The 20,053-nt window shown below is 65.9% G+C and carries 23 protein-coding genes and 1 tRNA gene; 13 read left to right on the forward strand and 11 right to left on the reverse strand.

Annotated elements, in window-relative coordinates; all coding sequences use genetic code 11:
* The first annotated feature begins 71 nt into the window (after nt 1–71).
* From AAFF27_13400 to AAFF27_13410, 3 genes are all read left to right on the forward strand, one after another.
* Nucleotides 72–584: a helix-turn-helix domain-containing protein gene (locus AAFF27_13400; protein ID XAH26122.1), complete on the forward strand. Its 513-nt coding sequence runs from the start codon at nt 72–74 to the stop codon at nt 582–584.
* A 108-nt stretch (nt 585–692) separates the two neighbouring features.
* Nucleotides 693–1,646: an alpha/beta hydrolase gene (locus tag AAFF27_13405; GenBank protein ID XAH26123.1), complete on the forward strand. Its 954-nt coding sequence runs from the start codon at nt 693–695 to the stop codon at nt 1,644–1,646.
* Between the two features lies 1 nt (nt 1,647).
* Nucleotides 1,648–2,532, forward strand: a complete 885-nt coding sequence (locus AAFF27_13410; GenBank protein ID XAH26124.1) for a YbgC/FadM family acyl-CoA thioesterase — start codon at nt 1,648–1,650, stop codon at nt 2,530–2,532.
* Nucleotide 2,533: 1 nt separating this feature from the next.
* Here AAFF27_13410 and mdtD read toward each other — a convergent pair whose 3' ends face one another.
* Nucleotides 2,534–3,907 (reverse strand): multidrug transporter subunit MdtD, encoded by a 1,374-nt coding sequence (gene mdtD, locus AAFF27_13415; protein ID XAH26125.1) that lies wholly within the window; start codon nt 3,905–3,907, stop codon nt 2,534–2,536.
* 114 nt (nt 3,908–4,021) lie between these two features.
* Nucleotides 4,022–4,936 (reverse strand): folate-binding protein, encoded by a 915-nt coding sequence (locus AAFF27_13420; protein ID XAH26126.1) that lies wholly within the window; start codon nt 4,934–4,936, stop codon nt 4,022–4,024.
* A gap of 47 nt (nt 4,937–4,983) precedes the next feature.
* Here AAFF27_13420 and mltG point away from each other — a divergent pair, with 47 nt between their 5' ends.
* The 6 genes from mltG to AAFF27_13450 all read left to right on the forward strand — a co-directional run bounded on the left by mltG (nt 4,984) and on the right by AAFF27_13450 (nt 9,669).
* Nucleotides 4,984–6,036 carry an endolytic transglycosylase MltG gene (gene mltG, locus AAFF27_13425; protein XAH26127.1) on the forward strand — a complete coding sequence of 351 codons (1,053 nt, stop codon included), beginning with the start codon at nt 4,984–4,986 and terminating at the stop codon, nt 6,034–6,036.
* A gap of 5 nt (nt 6,037–6,041) precedes the next feature.
* Nucleotides 6,042–6,689 carry a dTMP kinase gene (gene tmk / locus AAFF27_13430; protein XAH26128.1) on the forward strand — a complete coding sequence of 216 codons (648 nt, stop codon included), beginning with the start codon at nt 6,042–6,044 and terminating at the stop codon, nt 6,687–6,689.
* A complete protein-coding gene (locus AAFF27_13435; protein XAH26129.1) occupies nt 6,686–7,696 on the forward strand; it encodes a DNA polymerase III subunit delta' in 1,011 nt (336 codons plus the stop codon). Before tmk ends, AAFF27_13435 begins: the two co-directional genes overlap by 4 nt.
* Entirely contained in the window at nt 7,693–8,055 is a 363-nt protein-coding gene (locus AAFF27_13440; protein ID XAH26130.1) for a PilZ domain-containing protein, read from the forward strand. The genes AAFF27_13435 and AAFF27_13440 overlap by 4 nt, the downstream gene beginning before the upstream one ends.
* 88 nt (nt 8,056–8,143) lie before the next feature.
* Nucleotides 8,144–8,983 carry a TatD family hydrolase gene (locus tag AAFF27_13445; protein ID XAH26131.1) on the forward strand — a complete coding sequence of 280 codons (840 nt, stop codon included), beginning with the start codon at nt 8,144–8,146 and terminating at the stop codon, nt 8,981–8,983.
* The gene (locus AAFF27_13450; protein XAH26132.1) at nt 8,980–9,669 is read left to right on the forward strand and encodes an ankyrin repeat domain-containing protein; all 690 of its coding nucleotides are present in this window, start codon (nt 8,980–8,982) and stop codon (nt 9,667–9,669) included. The genes AAFF27_13445 and AAFF27_13450 overlap by 4 nt, the downstream gene beginning before the upstream one ends.
* Nucleotides 9,670–9,884: 215 nt before the next feature.
* Here AAFF27_13450 and AAFF27_13455 read toward each other — a convergent pair whose 3' ends face one another.
* Nucleotides 9,885–10,928: a DNA-binding protein gene (locus AAFF27_13455; protein XAH26133.1), complete on the reverse strand. Its 1,044-nt coding sequence runs from the start codon at nt 10,926–10,928 to the stop codon at nt 9,885–9,887.
* Between the two features lie 141 nt (nt 10,929–11,069).
* On the opposite strand from AAFF27_13455, the gene AAFF27_13460 reads away from it, so the two are divergent.
* The 3 genes from AAFF27_13460 to AAFF27_13470 all read left to right on the forward strand — a co-directional run bounded on the left by AAFF27_13460 (nt 11,070) and on the right by AAFF27_13470 (nt 13,597).
* On the forward strand, nt 11,070–12,242 hold the full coding sequence (locus tag AAFF27_13460) for a tyrosine-type recombinase/integrase (protein ID XAH26134.1): 1,173 nt from the start codon (nt 11,070–11,072) through the stop codon (nt 12,240–12,242).
* An 83-nt stretch (nt 12,243–12,325) separates the two neighbouring features.
* On the forward strand, nt 12,326–12,463 hold the full coding sequence (locus tag AAFF27_13465; GenBank protein XAH26135.1) for a hypothetical protein: 138 nt from the start codon (nt 12,326–12,328) through the stop codon (nt 12,461–12,463).
* Between the two features lie 84 nt (nt 12,464–12,547).
* Entirely contained in the window at nt 12,548–13,597 is a 1,050-nt protein-coding gene (locus AAFF27_13470; GenBank protein ID XAH26136.1) for a DUF72 domain-containing protein, read from the forward strand.
* Between the two features lie 168 nt (nt 13,598–13,765).
* On the opposite strand, the gene AAFF27_13475 is transcribed toward AAFF27_13470, so the two are convergent.
* The 4 genes from AAFF27_13475 to AAFF27_13490 are packed head-to-tail and all read right to left on the reverse strand — an operon-like array spanning nt 13,766 to nt 16,957.
* Nucleotides 13,766–14,782 (reverse strand): LD-carboxypeptidase, encoded by a 1,017-nt coding sequence (locus tag AAFF27_13475; GenBank protein XAH26235.1) that lies wholly within the window; start codon nt 14,780–14,782, stop codon nt 13,766–13,768.
* Nucleotides 14,783–14,821: 39 nt separating this feature from the next.
* The gene (gene tadA, locus AAFF27_13480; GenBank protein XAH26137.1) at nt 14,822–15,982 is read right to left on the reverse strand and encodes a tRNA adenosine(34) deaminase TadA; all 1,161 of its coding nucleotides are present in this window, start codon (nt 15,980–15,982) and stop codon (nt 14,822–14,824) included.
* Between the two features lie 4 nt (nt 15,983–15,986).
* A complete protein-coding gene (locus AAFF27_13485) occupies nt 15,987–16,223 on the reverse strand; it encodes a hypothetical protein (GenBank protein ID XAH26138.1) in 237 nt (78 codons plus the stop codon).
* A gap of 38 nt (nt 16,224–16,261) precedes the next feature.
* Complete coding sequence (locus tag AAFF27_13490; GenBank protein XAH26139.1) at nt 16,262–16,957, reverse strand: DUF2325 domain-containing protein; 696 nt, start codon at nt 16,955–16,957, stop codon at nt 16,262–16,264.
* Between the two features lie 402 nt (nt 16,958–17,359).
* Between AAFF27_13490 and AAFF27_13495 the strand changes: the two genes are divergently transcribed.
* On the forward strand, nt 17,360–17,668 hold the full coding sequence (locus tag AAFF27_13495) for a hypothetical protein (protein XAH26140.1): 309 nt from the start codon (nt 17,360–17,362) through the stop codon (nt 17,666–17,668).
* 66 nt (nt 17,669–17,734) lie between these two features.
* Here AAFF27_13495 and AAFF27_13500 read toward each other — a convergent pair.
* The 4 genes from AAFF27_13500 to pal form a co-directional block, all read right to left on the reverse strand.
* Nucleotides 17,735–17,810, reverse strand: a tRNA-Lys gene (locus AAFF27_13500).
* Nucleotides 17,811–17,846: 36 nt separating this feature from the next.
* Nucleotides 17,847–18,665, reverse strand: a complete 819-nt coding sequence (locus tag AAFF27_13505; protein XAH26141.1) for a tRNA threonylcarbamoyladenosine dehydratase — start codon at nt 18,663–18,665, stop codon at nt 17,847–17,849.
* An 18-nt stretch (nt 18,666–18,683) separates the two neighbouring features.
* A complete protein-coding gene (gene ybgF / locus AAFF27_13510) occupies nt 18,684–19,415 on the reverse strand; it encodes a tol-pal system protein YbgF (GenBank protein XAH26236.1) in 732 nt (243 codons plus the stop codon).
* A 62-nt stretch (nt 19,416–19,477) separates the two neighbouring features.
* Nucleotides 19,478–20,017 (reverse strand): peptidoglycan-associated lipoprotein Pal, encoded by a 540-nt coding sequence (pal, locus tag AAFF27_13515; GenBank protein ID XAH26142.1) that lies wholly within the window; start codon nt 20,015–20,017, stop codon nt 19,478–19,480.
* Nucleotides 20,018–20,053: the final 36 nt, after the last annotated feature.

Below are 20,053 nucleotides of genomic sequence, written 5' to 3' on the forward strand. Positions count from 1 at the left end.
ACGATCTGCCAAGATCTCTGTAGCACTTGCATTTTGCAAGTTGTCGGATAATACCCCCTACAGCTTGCATGATGCAAGTGGAAATTCAGGAGAGGACTTTGTCGCAAACAAGACGATCGGGCTGCCCGATCAACCTGACGCTTGAGCAGATCGGCGACCGCTGGAGCCTGATCGTTATCCGCGATGTCCTGTTCACGAACAGGCGCAGCTATGGCGCCCTGCTGGAGCAAAACAAGGAAGGCATCGCCTCGAACATCCTCGCAAGCCGGCTGAAGCACCTGCTCGCGTCTGGCCTGCTGACACGGAGTTCGGATCCGAATCATCAGCAGAAAGGCATCTACAGCCTCACGGAAGCCGCCATACAGCTTGTACCTCTGCTCGCGCACGTGTCTGCTTGGGGCCTTCGGCATACACAGCCGAGCAAGGAGGAGGCTTTGCGCGCGGAGCGGCTGGAAAAGGGCGGCCCTTCACTTTGGAGCGCCCTGATGGATGAACTGCGTTACCTGCATCTCGGTGCACCGCGTCCGGCGCGCTCAGTATTGAGCGAGCTTGGGGCCGACTACGAGAAGGCAATCACAAGTTAGTACGCTCTACCCACCTGTGCAGGTTCGTGTCACAGCTTTGTGCCAAAAGGTGCGCAGTTGAGTGTGCGACACACCGTCGCTTGACGGCCGCGCCTCTATGCTCGGGGGATGCCCTACGACCCTTCCGTCCTGACCCCGAAGATGCGTGGCGTGATCGACGCCATGGAGCGTGCCCGCCGCCCGCCGCTGCACACGCTGTCACCCGCCGCTGCCAGAAAAGCCTACGCCGCCGGTGCCGGCGTGCTCGAAATCTCCCGCCCGGCGCTGCCGCGCGTAGAGAACTTCACCATCCCCGCCCGCGACGGCCATGCCTTGCCGGCACGCCTGTACGCGCCCACGGTGGGCACAGCGCTGCCGCTGCTGCTCTACACCCACGGCGGCGGCTTCACCATCGGCAGCATCGAGACGCACGACACGCTGTGCCGCGAGCTGGCGCGGCAGGCCGGCTGCATGGTGGTCTCCATTGACTACCGGTTGGCGCCTGAGCACAAATTCCCGACGGCGGCCCACGACGCCTGGGACGCGCTGGCCTGGATCGCCGCGAACGCCGCCACGCTCGGCGCCGACGCCACGCGGCTTGCGGTGGGCGGCGACAGTGCCGGCGGCACGCTGGCCGCGGTCAACGCCGTCCTGGCGCGCGACGCCGGCCTGCGCCTGGCACTGCAGTTGCTGATCTACCCCGGCACGACCGCACACCAGGACACACCCTCGCACCAGCGCTTCGCCGAAGGTTATGTGTTGGGCGAGGCATCGATCACCTGGTTCTTCGACCAATACGTGCGCAACCGCGCCGACCGCGACGACTGGCGCTTCGCCCCGCTCAACGCGGACGACGTCGACGGTGTCGCGCCCGCCTGGATCTGCCTGGCCGAATGCGATCCGCTGGTGGACGAGGGCGTGGCCTACGCCGACAAGCTGCGCGCCGCAGGCGTACCGGTAGACCTGGAGATCTACCGCGGCGTAACCCACGAATTCATCAAGATGGGCCGCACCATCCCCGAGGCATTGGCCGCCCATGCCGATGCAGCGCGCGCGCTGCGCCAGGCCTTTTTCGGAGACTGATATGAGCACCGCCAACACCACCACCCGATCCGTACGGGGCGACTTCCGCTTCAGCCACCGCCTGCGCGTGCGTTGGGCTGAGATCGACATGCAGAAGATCGTCTTCAATGCGCACTACCTGATGTATTTCGACACCGCCGTGTCCGACTACTGGCGTGCGCTGGCTTTGCCTTATGAGTCGGCCATGCACTTGCTGGGGGGCGACCTGTATGTGAAGAAGGCCACGGTCGAGTACCACGCCTCGGCCCGCATCGATGACCGCCTGGACGTGGCGCTGCGCTGCGCGCGCATCGGCACCAGTTCCATGACATTTATGGGCGCGATCTTCCGGGACGGCACGCTGCTGATCGAATGCGAGCTGATCTACGTCTTCGCCGACCCGGCCACGCAAACTTCGCGGCCGGTGCCTCCTGCGCTGCGCGCCCTCCTGCAGGACTTCGAGGCCGGTGCCACCGTGACCGAGGTCCGTACTGGCACATGGGACGCGCTGGGCGAGCATGCCGCCAGCGTGCGCACCGAGGTCTTTGTGCAGGAGCAGGCCATTCCGGCCGAAGAAGAGTGGGACGCCGATGACGCCACGGCCGTGCACGCCGTGGTCTACAACCGCCTGGGCCAGCCGCTGGCTACCGGCCGCCTGCTGCAGTACGCCGAGGGTGTGGGGCGTATCGGCCGCATGGCAGTGATCCGCGCCTTGCGCGGCGCCCAACTGGGCCGGGCCGTGCTCGATGCACTGGTGGCGCAGGCACGGGCGCGCGGGGACCATGAGGTGATCCTGCACGCCCAGCGCAGCGCAGAGGGCTTTTATGCGCGGGCCGGTTTCACGCCGGTGGGCGAGCCCTTCGACGAGGTCGGCATCCCCCACATCGGCATGCAGCGGCGCCTGTAGTTCAGGCGGCTGGCAGGGCCCGCGGAGTCTTGCCCAGGCGGCGAAACACCAGCGCCGAGGCCAGCGTGATCACGCCCACGCAGACAAAGCTGATGCGGAAGGCCGTGATGGCGGAGTCCACATGGCTGCCCATGGCCTGCACCAGCCCGCCGCCGATGGACACGCCCAGCCCGATGGCCAGCATCTGCACCATGGAGAACAGGCTGTTGCCGCTAGCCGCGTCCTTTATGGACAGCCCCTTGAGCGTGACGCTGTTCATGGCCGCGAACTGCATCGAGTTGCTGGCGCCGAAGATGGCCAGGATGGCGATTTCCAGCGCCAGCGGCGTGGCCGACGAGATCAGTGCAAAGGCAGTGATCGACAAGCCCACCACCACCGTGTTCACCAGCAGAAACGCCTCATAGCCATAGCGCCTGACCAAGGGCGCGATCCAGCTCTTGGCCACGACGCCGGCCAATGCCGCGGGCAGCAGCATCAGGCCCGATTGCAGCGGGCTGTAGCCCAGCTCCAACTGCATCAACAGTGGCAGCAGAAAGGGCACGGCGGACGAGCCGACGCGGCAGACCAGGTTGCCGATCAGGCCCACGCTGAAGTTAGGCTCACGAAACAGCGACAGCCGGAACAGCGGATCGCTGCGCCGCCGCGCATAGGGCACATACAGCAGCACGGCGGCCAGGCTGAGCAGCAGCAGGCCGCCGGACCAGAACCAGGCGTGCGCGCCCAAATGCGCATCCAGCGCCAGCGAGAAGCCCACCATGCCCAGCGCCAGCAGGCCATAGCCTGCGAGGTCGAAGGCCGGCGTATCGGGCAGCGCGTCGTCGGGCAGGTGGCGCCATACCGCCAGCAGTCCGACCAGGCCAATGGGCACGTTGATGAGAAAGATCCAGTGCCAGGACACCGCCTGCACAAACCAGCCGCCCAGCGTCGGCCCGACGATAGGGCCGACCTGGCCGGCGACCGAGATCATGGCCAGGGCCGACACATACTGCTCGCCAGTCACCGTGCGCAGCACCGCCAGGCGCCCGATCGGCAGCAGCATGGAGCCGCCCAGGCCTTGCAGCACGCGCGCCAGGATCAGCTGGTTCAGCGTGGTCGCGCTGGCGCAGCAGAGCGAGCCCAGCGTAAAGATCAGGATGGCGGCGAAGTACACCCTGCGCGTACCGAAGCGGTCGGCGAGCCAGCCCGAGGCGGGTGTGAGCAGCGCCATGGTCAGGGTGTAGGCCACCACCACCGGCTGCAGCGCCAAGGGCGATACGCCAAGCGCACGCGCCATCGACGGCAGGGCCGTGTTGACGATGGTCGTGTCCAGGGTCTGCATGAAGAAACCCGTGGCCACGATCCACAGCAGGGCCTTGTGGGATGCAAACCGACTCATGGGAAATAGGGGGAGGGCGCTGGCGGCGAATGGCGCGCGTCGCCATTGCTATATTTATTATAGCTACTAGCCCAGTACTGACCTGGGCTGGAGGCGTATTTCGTCAATATTTCTTTAGATGTCGTCCAGCAGCGCATAGGGCAGCGGCTGCAGCGCCAGCAGCGCGCCTTGCGGCGAGCCGGCGCGCAAGCTGCCGTCTGCGGCGGCGCTGGTCTGCATCGACACCAGCAGGTCAAAGCCACCGCCTGGCGCGGCAGCGGCCTGCACCACGGTGCCGCAAGGCTGGCTGTCATCGCCCGAATGAAAGACCTCGGCGCCCACGGCGGGCTCTGCCTCTGTGTGCGCCAGATAGGCCCGGCGCTTGAGCGTGCCGCGAAACTGGCTGCGCGCCACCACCTCCTGGCCCGGGTAGCAGCCCTTCTTGAAGTTGACGCCGCCCACCGACTCGTAATTGAGCATCTGCGGCACAAAGGCATCGACCACCGGCGCCGACAGTGTGGCCACGCCGCTGGCAACTTCACCCCAGCGCCACAAGGCCGCATCCAGCGCCGGGCCGCTCGGGGCCGTGCCGGCAGGCGCCACCCACAGCGCGCGCACCTGGCCCGCCGCCGGCGGCAGCGCCACCAGGTCAACGCCTTCGGCCGGATGCGTTTTGGACCACATCGGGCCATTGGCGCCAGCGGCGGTGGCGGTATCGCCGGCCAAGCCCCACAGCGCGAAATCGGCCGTGGCATCGGTCAGCTTGGCCTTGGCGCGCATGACAAACATCGACAGGCGCTTGAGCGTGGGCGCCAGCAGGTCGCGGTTGCAGACCAGCAGCACCTCGCCCGGCGCATGCACAAAGCCAATGAAGCTCGCCTGCATGCGCCCCTTGGCCGACAGAAAAGCCGCCAGCCGCGCCTCGCCAGGTCGCAACAACGCAAAATCTTGTGTCAATTGGCCTTGCAGAAAGGACACGGCATCGTCGCCCGCAACGCGGATGGTGCCCAGGTGGTCAAGAGGGGTGATTCCGTTCAGGGTCGCAGTCATGGGCTGAATTATCATGCTCGGTTGATGTCAGGAAGGACGCACAGGGCTTGAAAACACTACGTCGACTACTGGTGCTGGTCCTGCTGCTGGCGTTTGCCGCAGGCGGCGCCGCACTCTGGTGGCTGCAGGAGCCACTTCCCATGCCGTCCGACAGCGTTGATCTGTCGATAGAACCCGGGCGTACGCCGCGTGGCGTGGCCCAGGATGTGGCCAATGCCGGGGTGCGCGTCGATCCGCGCGTGCTGTGGCTGTGGTTCCGCCTGTCCGGGCAAGACCGGCTGATCCGCGCCGGCAGCTATGAGCTGGACCGCAGCACCACGCCGCGCAGCCTGCTGTCCAAACTGGTACGCGGCGACGAGGCCTTGCGCGCGGTCACGCTGGTGGAGGGCTGGAACTTCCGCCAGGTGCGCGAGGCGCTGGCCAAGGCAGAGCAACTGCGCCCCGACACCACCGGCCTGGCCGACGCCGCCATCATGGACCAGTTGCAGCGCCCTGGCGTGCCAGCCGAGGGCCGCTTCTTCCCCGATACCTATACCTATGCCAGGGGTTCCAGCGACCTGGCCGTGCTGCGGCGTGCGCTGCACGCCATGGACAAGCGCCTGGACGCGGCCTGGGCCCAGCGCGCACCCGACACCCCATTGAAGAACGCCGACCAGGCACTGACCCTGGCCAGCATCGTCGAGAAGGAAACCGGCCGTGCCAGCGACCGTGGCCTGGTGGCCGGCGTGTTTGTGAACCGCCTGCGCATCGGCATGCCGCTGCAGACCGACCCCACGGTGATCTACGGCCTGGGCACGGCTTTTGACGGCAACCTGCGCCGCAAGGACCTGCTGGCCGATACGCCCTGGAACACCTACACCCGCACCGGCCTGCCGCCCACGCCCATCGCCATGCCTGGCCGGGCTGCGCTGCTGGCCGCCGTGCGGCCAGACCCCACGCAGGCGCTGTACTTTGTGGCGCGCGGCGACGGCAGCAGCCATTTCAGCCCATCGCTCGACGAGCATAACCGCGCGGTCGACCAGTACCAACGCGGCGTTGCACGCGGCCTGCCACCACCAGCCCCGCGACAAGACCGCCCGCAGGGCGCACAAGGACAATAGCCGGCATGGCAGCGCACAACGGACTCTTCATCAGCTTCGAGGGCATAGACGGCGCGGGCAAAAGCTCGCACATCGAAGGCCTGGCCGAGGCTTTTCGCACGCAGGGCAGGGCGGTGGTGCTCACCCGCGAGCCCGGCGGTACGCCATTGGCAGAAAAGCTGCGCAACCTGCTGCTGCAAGACGCCATGGACCCGCTCACCGAGTCACTGCTGGTCTTTGCCGCGCGGCGCGACCATCTACAGCAGGTGATAGAGCCGGCCCTGGCGCGCGGCGATGTCGTGCTGTGCGACCGCTTCACCGACGCCACCTTCGCCTACCAGGGTGCAGGCCGCGGCTTTGACCTGCAGGTGCTGACCACGCTCGAGGCCTGGGTGCAGAACCCGGGCGATGGCAGCACGCGCCAGCCAGACCTGACGCTGTGGTTCGACCTGCCGCCAGAGATTGCCGCGCAACGCCTGGCCGGCAGCCGCGTGCCCGACCGCTTCGAGGCCCAGCCCGAAGCCTTCTTCCGCAAGGTGGCAGCAGGCTATGCAGCGCGCGCCGCCGCCGCACCCCAGCGCTTCGTGCGCATCGACGCCAACAACGCGCGTGAAGACGTGGCTCGCCAGGTCCGCAGCGCCATGGCCACCCACGCAGGCTTGGTCGAATCATGAGCGACGCGCTCGCCCCCTGGATCGGCCGGCAGCTCGGCATCCTGCTGGCACAGCGCGGCCACGCCCTGCTGCTGCAAGGCCCGTCCGGCCTCGGCCAATACCCGCTGGCGCTGGCGCTGGCCAGCGCCTGGTTGTGCGACACCCCGGCACCCGACGGCGCAGCCTGCGGCCACTGCGGCAGCTGCCATGCCATCGAGGTGCGCACCCATGCCGACCTGCGCGTGCTCATGCCCGAGGTGCAGATGCAGGCGCTCAACTGGCCCCTGTCCGAGAAGGCGCAGTCCGATATCGACGACAAGAAGCGCAAGGCCAGCCGCGAGATCCGTGTCGATGCCATGCGCGAGGCGGTCGAGTTCGCGCAGCGCACCGACGCGCGCGGCCGTGGCAAGGTGGTGCTGGTCTACCCGGCCGAGCAGATGAACGCCATCACCGCCAATGCGCTGCTCAAGACCTTGGAAGAGCCCACGGGCCAGGTGCGCTTTGTGCTGGCCAGCGAAGCGGCGCACCAGTTGATGCCCACCATCCGCAGCCGCTGCCAGGCCCACACCATGGTCTGGCCCGCCCAGGACGAGATGCAGGCCTGGCTGGCAGGGCAGGGCATAGCAGCTACGGACGCCGCGGCCCTGCTGCGCGCAGCCGGTGGCCGGCCCGACGATGCGCTGGCCTTTTCCCGCGCCGGCCGTGACCCGCGTGCCTGGGCCTTGCTGCCCAAGGCCTTGACGCGTGGCGACGCCAGCGTCTTTGCCGACTGGCCCGCATCCGACGCCATCGCCGCGCTGCAAAAGCTCTGCCACGACCTGCTGGCGCTGCAGGCGGGTGCGTCACCACGCTATTTCGAGCCGCAGGACCTGCCCAAGCCGCCACCGCTGCGGGCGCTGGCGCGCTGGTCCAAGGCGCTGATGCAGGCCGCGCGCACGGCAGAGCACCCGTTCAACCCCGGGCTCATGCAGGAGGCGCTGGTGAGCGGCGCGCAAAACGTCCTAAACTCCCGCCACGGACCATCATGAGCACCAGCAGCCCCGCCTCCCCCCGCCCCAGCGTCGTACAGCTCGCCATCAAGGAGAAGTCGGCGCTGTATGCGGCCTACATCCCGCTGTTCACCGAAGGCGGGGTGTTCATCCCGACCACGCGGGAGTACCGGCTGGGCGAGGACGTATACGTGTTGCTGACGCTGCCCGACAACCCCACGCGCTATCCCGTGGCCGGCCGCGTGGCCTGGGTCACGCCGGCGCGGGCATCAGGCAACCGCACCCAGGGCGTCGGCATCCAGTTCCCGCCGGACGAAAAATCCCGCGCGCTCAAGCTCAAGATCGAAGAAATCCTGGGCGGCCACCTGGCCTCGGATCGGCCCACCCAGACCATCTGAACCCTGTCGCGACAGGGTTTACTATTGTTTTTATAGCTATAAGCCGGCGCCACGCCTGGGCTTAAGCCACTTTTCGTTCAAACTTTTGATGTTCACCGATTCGCACTGCCACCTTGCCATGCCGGAGTTGTCGACCCAGTTGCCCGCCATCCGCCAGGCCATGGCCGAGGCGCAGGTGGACCGCGCCCTGTGCATCTGCACCACGCTGGAGGAGTTTGCGCAGGTCCATGCACTGGCCACCGCCTATGACAATTTCTGGGCCACGGTCGGCGTGCACCCCGACAACGAAGGCGTACAAGAGCCCAGCTTTGACGACCTGGTCAGCCGCGCCGCGCTGCCGCGCGTCATCGCCATCGGCGAGACCGGCCTGGACTACTACGGCATGGAAGACCGCAAGGGCGGCCGCAGCATTGCCGACCTGGAATGGCAGCGCGAGCGCTTCCGCACCCACATCCGGGCCGCGCGCCACACCGCCAAGCCATTGGTGATCCATACCCGCAGCGCCTCCGACGACACGCTGGCCATCCTGCGGGAGGAGGGCGAGGACGGATCAGCAGGGGCTGCCGGCGGCGTGTTCCACTGCTTTACCGAAACGGCCGAAGTGGCACGCGCGGCGCTGGACCTGGGCTTCTACATATCGTTCTCGGGCATCGTCACCTTCAAGAATGCCCAGCACCTGCGCGACGTAGCGGCCTTCGTGCCGGCCGACCGCATGCTGATCGAGACCGACAGCCCCTATCTGGCGCCGGTGCCTTACCGGGGCAAGCCCAACAATCCTTCTTACGTGCCCTTCGTCGCGCGGCAGATCGCAGAGGTACGCGGCGTGGCACTGGAAGAGATCGCCCAGGTCACCAGCGCCAATTTCGACCGGCTGTTCCTGCGGGGCACGGAACCTTCGGCCAGCACGCCATTCCATCAGCCACCATGAATGCCTTGATCGCCTGCCTGCCGCGTCGCCATCTGCTGGTCCTTGCGCTGACTGCTGCCGGCCTTTCGGCCTGCGCCACCGCAGGCTCCTACGATGACTTCTTCATCGCCCTGAAGCGCGATGACCCCAACGCCATCGCCACCCTGATCAACCGCGGCTTTGATCCCAATGCCGTTAATGCCCAGGGCGACGGCGGCCTCATCATCGCCCTGCGTGAACCCTCGCCCAAGGCGCTGGCCATACTGCTGCAGTCACGCAAGACCAATGTCGAGCTGCGCAACCGCGCCGACGAAAGCCCGCTGATGATCGCCGTCATCAAAGGCGATCTGGACACCGCCAAGGCGCTGATCGCCCGCGATGCCGACGTCAACAAACCGGGCTGGGCACCGCTGCACTACGCCGTCAGCACCCGCCAGCCGCACCAGATCGAGCTGATCAAGCTGCTGCTGGACAACTACGCCTTCATCGACGCCCAGTCGCCCAATGGCACCACGCCCTTGATGATGGCCGCAGGCTACGGCGGCGAAGATGCCGCCAAGCTGCTGCTGAGCGAAGGCGCCGACACAACCATGCGCAACCAGCAAGGCATGACCGCCGCTGATTTCGCCCGCAAGGCGCAACGCGCAGACCTGGCCGCCCAGATCGACGCAGCAGCACGTGCAAGCAAGCCGAGCGGGAGTTGGTGACCTGCTCGGTTCTACGCCGCCCGGCAATTGGTCCTAATAGTCACCGCAGGTCATCATGCCGGGGCGGCCTACGTAAATGTGTGAACGAGGTGATCGCTGAGGGGCTGCCAAGCTGCTTTTTTACTTCATACGATGTATATTATGTATAGTAAAAAATACGTAGCAGACATCCATCTCTTCAAATGACGCCGCCACCTGCGCGGCGGCGTCCCCATTCACGGCTTGTCTTGGGCTTTTGGCACTTCATCTGCCGACGGCGTTGCCCCCGCACGTTGCGCGCGGCGCGGCAGCTTTCCTCTCACCTGCAGGGCTGTCAATGCATTGAGTTTTGCGGTCAGTTCGCCGACTTGCTGCGTGGCGGCCTCTAGTCGGCCGGTGGTGTTGGCCAGCAGCAGCTTGGTTTCGTCGCGTTCCGCTTGCAACTGCCTGGCTTCTGCCTGCGCCGTAGCCTGGTCCTGCATGGCGCGCGGCAATTGCGCGGCCAGGGCCGTGACCTGAGTCCGTAGCGGATCAAGCTCTGCGCTCAGGCGCTCGGTACGCTGGACGGCCTTGGCGGATTGGTCTTCTGCGCGTTTTTGCGCCTCGCGCGCCTCGTTGACCTGCAGCAGCACGTGTCGCTGCACGCCCTCTAGCCGCTCGGTCGCGCGGGCTACATCCGCGCGCAAGGCGCTCTCTTTTTCAGCCATGGCTTCCCGCAGTTGCTGCAAACGCTGTTCGCTTTCGTGGCGAATGGCCTCGATCTGTTGCTGCGCCTGAAGGTGCTGGGCGGCCAATTGCTCTTCGGCAAGCGCGGCCTGCTGCGCTGCGGCGTCTCTTTGCTCGCAAGTGGTTCGCAGCGCTTGGCGCACCGTCGCCAGTTCTGCGCGCCCTGCTTCCTGTTGAGTCTTCAAGGTGGCGATTTCTGTGCGAAGGCTGGTCTGAGCCGCCTCTGCGGCGGCAGTGCGGTCTGCGGCCACGGCCAGTTCGGCTTCGACTTCGTCGCGCCGCCGGTCAAAGGCTTTTTCGCCATATTCCACGGCAACGGTCCAGGCGGCGAGCATGGCGCTGGCTACGGGCGCGGGCAGCGCCTCACCAAGTGCGTCGACTTTGGTCTGCTCGTCCTTCCACAGCTTGAGCTCGTCGTTGATGGTCGTGCGGCTGCCCTGGCGTATCTCTGCGTAGATCAGGTCAACGGTGAGTTCGTGCGGCCTGCGGCCGGCTGCGACGATTCTTGAGGCGGCCTCCCGTGTGCGAAAGCGCGTGTCGCTGACTCTGCCCATAGCCACATCCTTATCTTCAATGATTCATGTGTATATCATTGTATAACGTTATTTTTATAATGATACGGGTTTCAAATTTACGATAATGCTTCTTATCAAAAGAATGGCGGCCGTACGCGCCATAAAGCACCATTCGAATCCATGCCAAGCAAGCCAGAGCCCACTGATACCCCGTTGACCCCGGCCTTTGCCGGCACGATTGCGGACTTTTCGCTTGATGGCAGCCAGGGACGAAACCGGGCACATGGCGGGCTATGCCAGCTCTCCGCCCGCAACGACCTGGAGGCCGTGCAGGCTTGGCTGGCGGAATATGCGGGCTCCCCTCACACCTTGCGCAGTTACCGCAAGGAAGTAGAGCGGCTTCTTGTCTGGGCCACGCGGGGCCAGGGCAAGGCGCTGTCCAGCCTGGCGCGCGAGGATTTGCTGCTTTACGAAGCCTTTCTGGCGCGGCCCGACGCAGACTGGATCGACCCCAGACTGCCCCGCCGCGGTGGCGGCCGCAGGCTTTTCGATGGGCCGCTGTCGCCGCGCAGCGTGCGGCATGCGCTGGGGATCCTGTCAGGGCTCTTTGGCTATCTCGTGGCTGCGGGATACCTGGCGGGGAATCCGCTTGCCCTGCGGCGCGGGCGCCCCGCCAAAAGCCTGCGGCAAGCTGCTGCCGAGCGCTACCTGGAGCAGCCTTTGTGGCAGTTCGTGCTCGACTTCATCGAGCAGTTGCCCTGCGACACCTTGCGAGGGCAACAGCGCCAGGAGCGGGCCCGATGGGTTTTCAGGCTGCTGCACGGGGCTGGCCTGCGGGCGGCCGAAGCGGCGCAGGCGCAGGCGGGTGACCTCGTACAGCGGCGCGGAAGGTGGTGGTTGCGGGTCACCGGCAAGGGCGGCGTGGAAGGCGATGTGCCCGTCAGCGACGAGCTGATGTCTGCATTTGCCAGCTACCGCAGCTTCCACCGCCTCCCGCCCCTGCCCGCGCCAGGGGAACGGACGCCACTCATCATGTCCCTGGCCGGAGCAAGCCAGCGCTGCCTGACGCCCACGGCGATCTACTTGATCGTCAAGGACGTATTGCTGCCCGCCTCGCAAGCGCTGCAGGCAACCGACCCCGCAGGTGCGGCCAAGCTGCGCAGTGCTTCTACACACTGGATTCGGCACACTGCGGCCACCCACCAGGCCGATGCCGGCACCGATCTGCGCTTCATTCAAAAGAACCTGCGGCATGCGTCCCTGGAGACCACCGCGATCTACCTGCACGTGGACGAAGATCGCCGGCACGAGGCCACAACGCAGCAAGCCACGGCCGTGGCCAGCGTGAAATGAGGGGCACCAGCGGCCATCACGTATTGCCGCAGTAGGATCGGGCGCCGGCACGTGCCGGTGTCACACACAACAGGAGGTCTGTCATGGCCAAAGAGCAGCGCAACGAGAAGATGACGAAGAAGCCCAAGAAGGACTTGTCGACCCCTAAAACCCCGGTGTCGTCCGACCGGCCCACGCCGCCGGTCACGGTTGTCGTGCCGCGTGGCAAGAAGGAAAAATAAGCCGCCGCACACCGGGCGCCGTGGATCCGTTGCAAGCCTGATGCGGCTTGTGGCGAGGCCGGCGCCCTGCCCTTAGCCAGCGCCATGCAGGATTCTCTTTTCCCCCTCGACCCGGAGCCTGGCCAGCCGGATGTGCCCCCCGCCGTACCAGCAAAGGCCCGAGCTTCCGCCGCCATCACCCCACAGCCGCCCGATCCTGCACACCAGGCATTGGTTGCAGCGCTGCCGCACTTGCTGCGGCTGGGGACCTCGTCGTGGAACTACCCCGGTTGGGCCGGCATGGTGTGGGCGGACGAACATCCCGACGCTGCCTTGTCCAAGCGCGGGCTGCCGGCCTATAGCCAGCATCCGCTGTTTCGCAGCGTGTGCGTGGATCGGGCTTTCTACCGACCGCTCACGGTCAGCCAGTACGCGGCCTACGCCGCGCAAGTGCCGCCGGACTTTCGCTTTGTGGTGAAGGCCCCCGGGCTGGTCACCGATGCCATGGTGCGCGGTGAAGACGGCCGCGGCCTGCAGGCCAATCCGGCCTTCCTCGATCCACAGCTTGCGGTACAGGAGTTCGTGGAGCCCGCTCTTGAGGGGCTGGGCAACAAGTTGGGCGCGCTGGTGTTTCAGCTAAGCCCGCTGCCCGGGCCCATGCTGGGCCAGCAAGCAGAAATCTTGCAGCGCCTGCGCGCCATGCTGCAGGCCCTGCCCTCGCTGCGGCCTGTCGCAGCAGACGGCGTGATGGCCGTTGAAGTGCGCAATCCCGAATTGCTCACGCCGGAGCTGGCCCGCGTATTGCGCGAAACCGGTGCCACCTATTGCCTGGGTCTGCACGCCAAGATGCCACGCATTGGCGACCAATTGCCGATGCTGCGCGCGCTGTGGCCCGGCCCGTTGGTATGCCGCTGGAACCTGCACCCGGTGCATGGCCTGTATGGCTACGAAGACGCGAAGAAGCTCTACGAGCCCTTCGACCAACTGCACGACGTCGATGAAGAAACCCGCGAAGCGCTGGCCAAGGTCGCTCTTGCCACGACTGCTGCGGGCCACCCGGCCTACATCACCGTAAGCAACAAGGCCGAAGGCTGCGCCCCGCTGTCGATCGCCGGTCTGGCGCAAACGGTGCGGGCGCGGCAGGCTGCTACCTAGGAGCCTGTCGGACTTGGAAAGCGTCGGCTACAAATCGACCGCAGCGGTCCATTTTTCACCGTCTTTTTGCCCCATAGCTGTGCTATGGGCCTGCAAATCCGGCAAAAACTGTCCTCGCTGGGGCCGATTTTCGCTTTCGACGTTCCAAGCCCGGCAGGCTCCTAGCGATCAGTGCGTGTGCCCCCAGTACAGCAGTGCGTCACGCCCTTCGACCGAGAGCGAAACCTCTGCCCCCACAGGCAACAGCACCTTGGTCGGCACGTGGCCAAACGGCAGGCCATCGATCACACGGGCTTTCACTTGCGTGCGCAGCCAGTCGATGACGGTTTGCAGCTTGAAGCCCTTGTCATGCGGCGTGAGGCTGTAGTCGGTGAATTGGCCAAAGATGATGGCCTTCTGGCGCGCCAGCACACCGGCATGCAGTAGTTGCGTCAGCATGCGCTCGACTCGGTAGGGCGACTCGTTCACGTCTTCCAGGAACAGGATGCCGCCCTTCGTCTCAGGCAGGTAGGGGGTGCCGACCAGCGAGGCCAGCATGGCCAGGTTGCCGCCCCAGAGTTGGCCCTTTTTTATATAAAAATCGCCTGTAGCCCTTTTGGCACCTGGGCTTTCAGCTATCAATTTTGAAATTTCACGTGGTTTGGACATGCGCCAGCCAGCGCCTTCGCCATGGCCGCTCAGCAGGTCGTCGAAGCAGGCTTCCATGATGTCGTCGGGCTCGCCGGCTACACCAAAATCCGCGCCCAGTGCCGGCCCGGCCCAGGTCACGGCTCCAGTCTTGGCCAGCAAGGCCGTCTGCAGCGCGACGAAATCGCTCAGGCCCACGAAGCGCGTGCCACGGCGTGCCGCCTTGGCCAGTGCCTTGTAGTCAATCCCCGGCAGCAAGCGGCTGAGGCCGTACCCCCCACGCGAGATCAGCGCCACATCCGCACCACTGGCCGCAGCCCGGTGGATGGCCGCCAGGCGGGTGGCGTCGTCGCCAGCAAAGCGCGTGTGGCTGGCCAGCGCGTCAGGGTCTATTTCCACCTCGTGCCCCAGCGCACGCAGGCGCGCCACGCCACGGCGGAAGGCGGCCTTGTCGCGTACCGCTCCTGACGGGGAATAAATATAGATATGGCGCGGGCCGTGGTTGTGGCCGCAGTGGGCGTGGTCGTGATGGTGATCGTGTGCAGCAGACAAAGCGATGGCGGCCGGGTGTTGCGGCCGTCTCCAGGTCAAGGTTGGTCAGGGAGCGGCAGGTGCCGAACTTGCGCGAAAGTATTCCACAGCCTGTCGCGCGATTTGCGCAGCGCTGTCATCCAGATTGGCATCAATCCGCAGCACGCGCACCGATGCCGGAGGTTGAGCCGCTGCCACGTCTTCCGGCCAGGCAGCAAAGGCGCGCGGGCCGGCACGGTGGCCGCGATCGGGATAAGGCATCTCATCTTGTGCAGGATCAGGCCTACCGGATGGCAGCAGCAACCAGCCGGCAAAGCGCTCCGGGGCCAGGCGCAGCAGGGCCCGGGCAAGACCGGTATCGGCCGCATCAGAGACCAGCACCCATGGCTGCACGCCCCAGGCGTCGAGCCATTCGGTCAAGTCCCGCACATGCCAATCCTGGCGATGGAAATCCTCGCGCTTGGGCTTGTCACTGCGGCCAAAGCCGGCCAGGTCTGGCGCCAGCGCCAGTTGGCCCGTAGCGGCAAAAGCCTCCAGCAAGGGGGCATAGCGCTGGCTCCAGCCGCGAGCGCCGTGCAGGCACAAGCATGCCAAGGGCGCGGTGCCCTGCCCTCCTGCCTGCAGATAGTGCAGGCGCAGACCGTCACGCTCCCGGTAATGTGACATGACCGTCCCGACGGGCAGCGCCTCGAAGCGGCGCTCGGGCGTGCGCAAGGCATCTTCACGCAGAACCGTGGGGCGCGCGGCCTGCTGCGCGTGGCGCCGCTGCCGGAAGAAGTCCTGCAACAGCGTGCCGCATTCCTCTGCCAGCATGCCGCCCTGCACCTCGGTCTGGTGATTGATGCGAGGCTCGGCAAACAAGTTCAGCACCGAACCGGCCGCGCCGGTGCGCGGATCAGGTGCGCCATACACCACGCGCGCCAGCCGTGCGTGCAGCATGGCACCGCTGCACATGGCACAGGGCTCCAGCGTCACGTAGAGCGTGCAGCCATCCAGGCGATAGTTACCGAAGGCCATGGCTGCCGCGCGCAGGGCAACGATCTCTGCATGGGCCGTGGGGTCGTGCCCCAGGATGGGCGCATTGCGACCAGTGGCGATGAGCTTGCCATCCCGCACCAGCACCGAACCGACTGGGACCTCGCCGGCCGCTGCTGCCGCGCGGGCCTGGTCGAGCGCCAGGCGCATCCACACGGCATCGGCCTCCCCCTGCTGGGCGGGAGATGCCAAGGTATCAGGGCTGGTCTGCGGCATCGCGCTGCTTGCGCGCCGTCTCGGCGGCATCGTCGAGTGCCTTCTGCACCTGCTGGACGGCTTGATCGCGCTGGGTGCGCACGTCGTGCATAGCGTTCGCGGCCGGCATGCCGACTGCTGATGGTGCGGGTGTGTTGCTGCGCAAAGCGCTCTTGGCCAGCAGGCCGACGATGAGCAGCGCCAGTACCAGGCCCAACAGGCCAAAGGGGCTGCGCATATCAGTGTCTCCGGGGTGTACCCGGCCGGCGTGCAGGCTCAGGGTTGGTCGTGGATGGAACAGGAAGGCGCATGGTGCGCCGATTCTAGGGGGGCCGGGTTGCGCACGAAGTGCAGCGCCTGGGCTTGCTCGACCAGCACGCAACGCTTGCCGGTGCGCCGGCAATGATCCTGCACGCGCCAATAGGCGCCATGGCTCACGCAACCGGTCTGGCAGATAACCAGGTCCGCCGCCAGCAGGCTGGACTCAAGCAAGGCCGCATGACCATCGGCGTCGCTGCCGTCGTGGTGCATGAAATGGCCGCCGGCCAACTCCACCACGCGCTGCGCCGTCGTCAGATGGCTGGCGTCACGGCCGACGCAAAGCACTGCCTTCTCGCGCAAGTCATCGGGGGGCGGCAAGGGCGTGGATTGCGGCGCCGTGAGGCTGCGCCCGCCCATCAAGCGCTGAAGACGTTCGCGCAGTGCCTCCACATGGTGGGCCAATGCCCTTCTGCGCGGCAAGCCCGGGATGGCGGCCTCCAGCGCTGCACGATCCTCGTGCGCAAAGGCCAAGGCGGTATCCCGGCGCACTACCTCGGCACGCAGGCGCATGACCTGGGCCTCCAGCTTGGCAATAGCGGCCGCCTGCTGCGCCAGCAGCGCGCTGCATCGCGCCTGCGCCTGCCCATGGGCGGCCAGCAGCACCTGGTGCTCATGCAACAGGTCGTCATATTCGAGGGACATGCACGTCATAGGGAGGCACTCCTTGCTGAATTCCCGCAGGGCCGCCAGGCACCGCATTTGTGCCAGCCCTGCCCACTGCATGCCACCAATTCTAATTGCGAATCATTTTCAATTGTTGGTATGATGCGGTCATGGTGTGACAACGCCTCTCCAGTTTCATCGTGGGGCGACTCCGAGGGATCTTTCCCTCCAAGGGTCGTTTTTGCTAGCCATCGGTGCGCCGACCAGCCATGCTTTTTTTACCCCACGCGCGCAACGACCGGGATGCCTTCCCGCGCCGGTGACGCAAGCCCCTCCCCCTCTCGGCCAACCACAAGCGGCGCGCTCTTGGGCGCCACCTCATCTTGCGATCTCGCCGCAGGAGCTGTATATTTAAACAGTCTCAACACTACAAGCTTAGCGAGCACAAAGATGGAGTCCACCACCGAAATCCTCTACACCGCCTCACTCAACGACTTCCCGGGCCTACCGACTTCCGAGCGTATGGCGGCAGAGTCGCGCTACTGCCGCACCCTGGAGCAGGCCCTGGGTGGTCAGGAGGGTGTGGCACGGGCCTACGGCGCCTGGTGCACGGCGGCGGAAAGCGATGGCATAGATATCACGGCCGAAGAAGCCAACCTGGCCGAGCGCTGGGCCAAGGCCGCAGACAAGGCGCGGCAAGCAGGCTTTCGCGACCTGGGCGATTCGCCAGAGGCCTATTTCGAAGTGCGTCTTGAATAAGGCCTGGTCGCGGAATCAGGAAAAAGAAAAAGGCCCTGAGCTGCAAGAGCTCAGGGCCTTTTGTATTGGTGGGACGTGCGGGGGTCGAACCCACGACAAACGGATTAAAAGTCCGCTGCTCTACCAACTGAGCTAACGTCCCCTGCCACCCAGCATCGCTAAGTAGCAAAGCCTACGATTATAGCGTGGCTTGTGGCGCTTTCGGGCTGTTTGTCGAACTCGCGATGCGGTCCAGCACCCACCCCGCTGCCGTGAAGCCAAAAGTGGCGGTCACGCTCACGACGGAGCCATAGCCATGGCAGTTCAGTGTGCCGTCGCCCTCCAATGCGCAGGAGGCGTCAGGCGCTGCAACCGCCTCCCGACTGAAGACGCAGGCGATGCCGATGGTCTTGCCATCGCGCGGCGCCCCATGCTGCTTGCGAAGCCGGTAGCGCAGCTGCGCCAGCAAAGGGTCGTGGGTCGTGCGGGCCAAGTCATCGACATCCACCTTGTGCGCCCAGCGTTTACCGCCGGCCGCTCCGACACTGATGAAGACAGCCCGCCGCCCTTGCCTGCGCGCCCACTGGGCCATGGCGGTCTTGGCCTTGACCTGGTCGCAAGCGTCAATCACGGCGTCCACCGGTCCGGGTATCACGGCAGGCCAGTTCTCCGCATCGACAAATTCCTCCACCACATCGACCTGACAGTCGGGGTGGATCAGCCGGATACGGTCACGCATCGCTAGCACCTTGGCCTGCCCGATGGTGGGCGTCAGCGCGTGCACTTGGCGATTAATGTTGGACTCCGCCACATGGTCAAGATCCACCAGCACCAGCCGCCCAACGCCGCTGCGCGCAAGCGCCTCTGCCGCCCAGGAACCCACACCGCCAATGCCGACGACAACAACCCGCGCGGCCCGCACGCGGGTTGCGCCCTCCACGCCGTACAGGCGCTCCAGACCACCGAAGCGGCGAGCCGGGTCTGCCTGATCCGGCGCCAGCTCCGGCAGTGTCACCACGGAGCCGGGGAGCACTGTTCAGCGCAGCCGTGCAAGGCGCTCTTTCGCTGCCGATGCGGCTTCGGATTGCGGATAGGCCTTGAGCAGGTCTTCCAGCGTCTTGCGCGCGGCCTTGGTGTCCTTCAGCTCGGTCTGGCAGTTGGCAATGGACAAGGCTGCTTCCGGCGCACGCACATGGTTCGGTGCCTGGCTCAGCAGGCCGCGGAAGTTGGTGATGGCGTCGCGGTAATTGCGGTTGGCGTATTGGGCGTTGCCCAGCCAGAACAAGGCCGACGGCGTGTAGCCGCTTTGCGGGTAGCGCTTCATGAACTCCGAAAAGCCCGTCTGCGCATCCGTGAAATTGCCCTGCCGGAACGTGGCCAGGGCCGCATCGAAGTCACGTTGCTCCGCAGGGTTGGCCGTGAACTCCATGCCGTCGACCGTGACCTTGGCCGGCTCGAACTGGCGCAGGCGATCATCCACCCCCTTGGAGATGTCCTTCTGGCCGCGCTGCAGATCCGCCACGTCGCGTGTGAGCTGCTCGTTCTGACCTCGCATCGTGGCCTGATCCGCACGCAAGGTTTCGATCTGGCCCTGCAGCGTCAGCAGGCTGCTGCGCAACTGGGCGTTTTCGCTGTTCGAGCGCCGCAGGTCTTCACTCAGCTTGTCGGTCTGGGCCTTGTTTGCGTCGATGCGCTGGCGAATTTCCAGGATGGCGCGGCGCGCTTCATCGTCGTCGAAGAGGCCCGCCTGCGCGCCGCCCGCGCCCATGAGGGCGCAGGCGGCGAACACAGCAGCCGCCAGGGGGCGGCAGGTCTTCGCTGGCAAGCGGATCATTGGCGGTAGGAGATTTCAGCGCGGCGGTTTTGCGCGAATGCGTCTTCGGTGTTGCCCGGAACGGCAGGCTTTTCCTTGCCGAAGCTCACTGCCTCGACCTGGCTGTCGCCCACGCCCAACAGGCCGAAGGCGCGGCGAACGGCCTCGGAGCGCTTCTGACCCAGGGCCAGGTTGTATTCGCTGCCACCGCGTGCATCCGTATGGCCTTCGATGACCACCTTGCGCGCCTGGTTGGCACGCAGGAAGCGGGCGTGGGACTCGATCAGCGACTGGAATTCGGGCTTGATGATGTAGCTGTCGTAGTCGAAGTAGACGATGCGTGCCACGCCCACCGGGCCCGCAGCGTCTGCCGCCGAGGCGCCCAGGTCCACCGGCGCCACACCGCTCTGGCTGGTGCCGTTTGCACCTGCGCCCGGATTGGTGCCGATGGCGCCCGCGCTGCGGTCTTCCACCGGAGCTTCGTCGAGCTTGACAGGAGAGCTGCAACCAGCGAGTACCGCCGTGATGGCAAAGGCGAGAGTGATTTGCTTGAACATGGGAAAACCTCCGATATGGATATTTGGAATGGAATG

Origin of the sequence: Xylophilus sp. GW821-FHT01B05, from assembly GCA_038961845.1 — a bacterium.
GTDB lineage: Bacteria > Pseudomonadota > Gammaproteobacteria > Burkholderiales > Burkholderiaceae_C > Xylophilus.

Excerpts from the sequence above, each read along its gene's own strand:
- AAFF27_13400 (XAH26122.1), top strand. The coding sequence starts at position 72 with ATGCAAGTGGAAATTCAGGAGAGGACTTTGTCGCAAACAAGACGATCG.
- AAFF27_13405 (XAH26123.1), top strand. The coding sequence starts at position 693 with ATGCCCTACGACCCTTCCGTCCTGACCCCGAAGATGCGTGGCGTGATC.
- AAFF27_13410 (XAH26124.1), top strand. The coding sequence starts at position 1,648 with ATGAGCACCGCCAACACCACCACCCGATCCGTACGGGGCGACTTCCGC.
- mdtD (XAH26125.1), bottom strand. The coding sequence starts at position 3,907 with ATGAGTCGGTTTGCATCCCACAAGGCCCTGCTGTGGATCGTGGCCACG.
- AAFF27_13420 (XAH26126.1), bottom strand. The coding sequence starts at position 4,936 with ATGACTGCGACCCTGAACGGAATCACCCCTCTTGACCACCTGGGCACC.
- tmk (XAH26128.1), top strand. The coding sequence starts at position 6,042 with ATGGCAGCGCACAACGGACTCTTCATCAGCTTCGAGGGCATAGACGGC.
- AAFF27_13435 (XAH26129.1), top strand. The coding sequence starts at position 6,686 with ATGAGCGACGCGCTCGCCCCCTGGATCGGCCGGCAGCTCGGCATCCTG.
- AAFF27_13440 (XAH26130.1), top strand. The coding sequence starts at position 7,693 with ATGAGCACCAGCAGCCCCGCCTCCCCCCGCCCCAGCGTCGTACAGCTC.
- AAFF27_13445 (XAH26131.1), top strand. The coding sequence starts at position 8,144 with ATGTTCACCGATTCGCACTGCCACCTTGCCATGCCGGAGTTGTCGACC.
- AAFF27_13450 (XAH26132.1), top strand. The coding sequence starts at position 8,980 with ATGAATGCCTTGATCGCCTGCCTGCCGCGTCGCCATCTGCTGGTCCTT.
- AAFF27_13455 (XAH26133.1), bottom strand. The coding sequence starts at position 10,928 with ATGGGCAGAGTCAGCGACACGCGCTTTCGCACACGGGAGGCCGCCTCA.
- AAFF27_13460 (XAH26134.1), top strand. The coding sequence starts at position 11,070 with ATGCCAAGCAAGCCAGAGCCCACTGATACCCCGTTGACCCCGGCCTTT.
- AAFF27_13465 (XAH26135.1), top strand. The coding sequence starts at position 12,326 with ATGGCCAAAGAGCAGCGCAACGAGAAGATGACGAAGAAGCCCAAGAAG.
- AAFF27_13470 (XAH26136.1), top strand. The coding sequence starts at position 12,548 with ATGCAGGATTCTCTTTTCCCCCTCGACCCGGAGCCTGGCCAGCCGGAT.
- AAFF27_13485 (XAH26138.1), bottom strand. The coding sequence starts at position 16,223 with ATGCGCAGCCCCTTTGGCCTGTTGGGCCTGGTACTGGCGCTGCTCATC.
- AAFF27_13490 (XAH26139.1), bottom strand. The coding sequence starts at position 16,957 with ATGACGTGCATGTCCCTCGAATATGACGACCTGTTGCATGAGCACCAG.
- AAFF27_13495 (XAH26140.1), top strand. The coding sequence starts at position 17,360 with ATGGAGTCCACCACCGAAATCCTCTACACCGCCTCACTCAACGACTTC.
- ybgF (XAH26236.1), bottom strand. The coding sequence starts at position 19,415 with ATGGGCGCGGGCGGCGCGCAGGCGGGCCTCTTCGACGACGATGAAGCG.
- pal (XAH26142.1), bottom strand. The coding sequence starts at position 20,017 with ATGTTCAAGCAAATCACTCTCGCCTTTGCCATCACGGCGGTACTCGCT.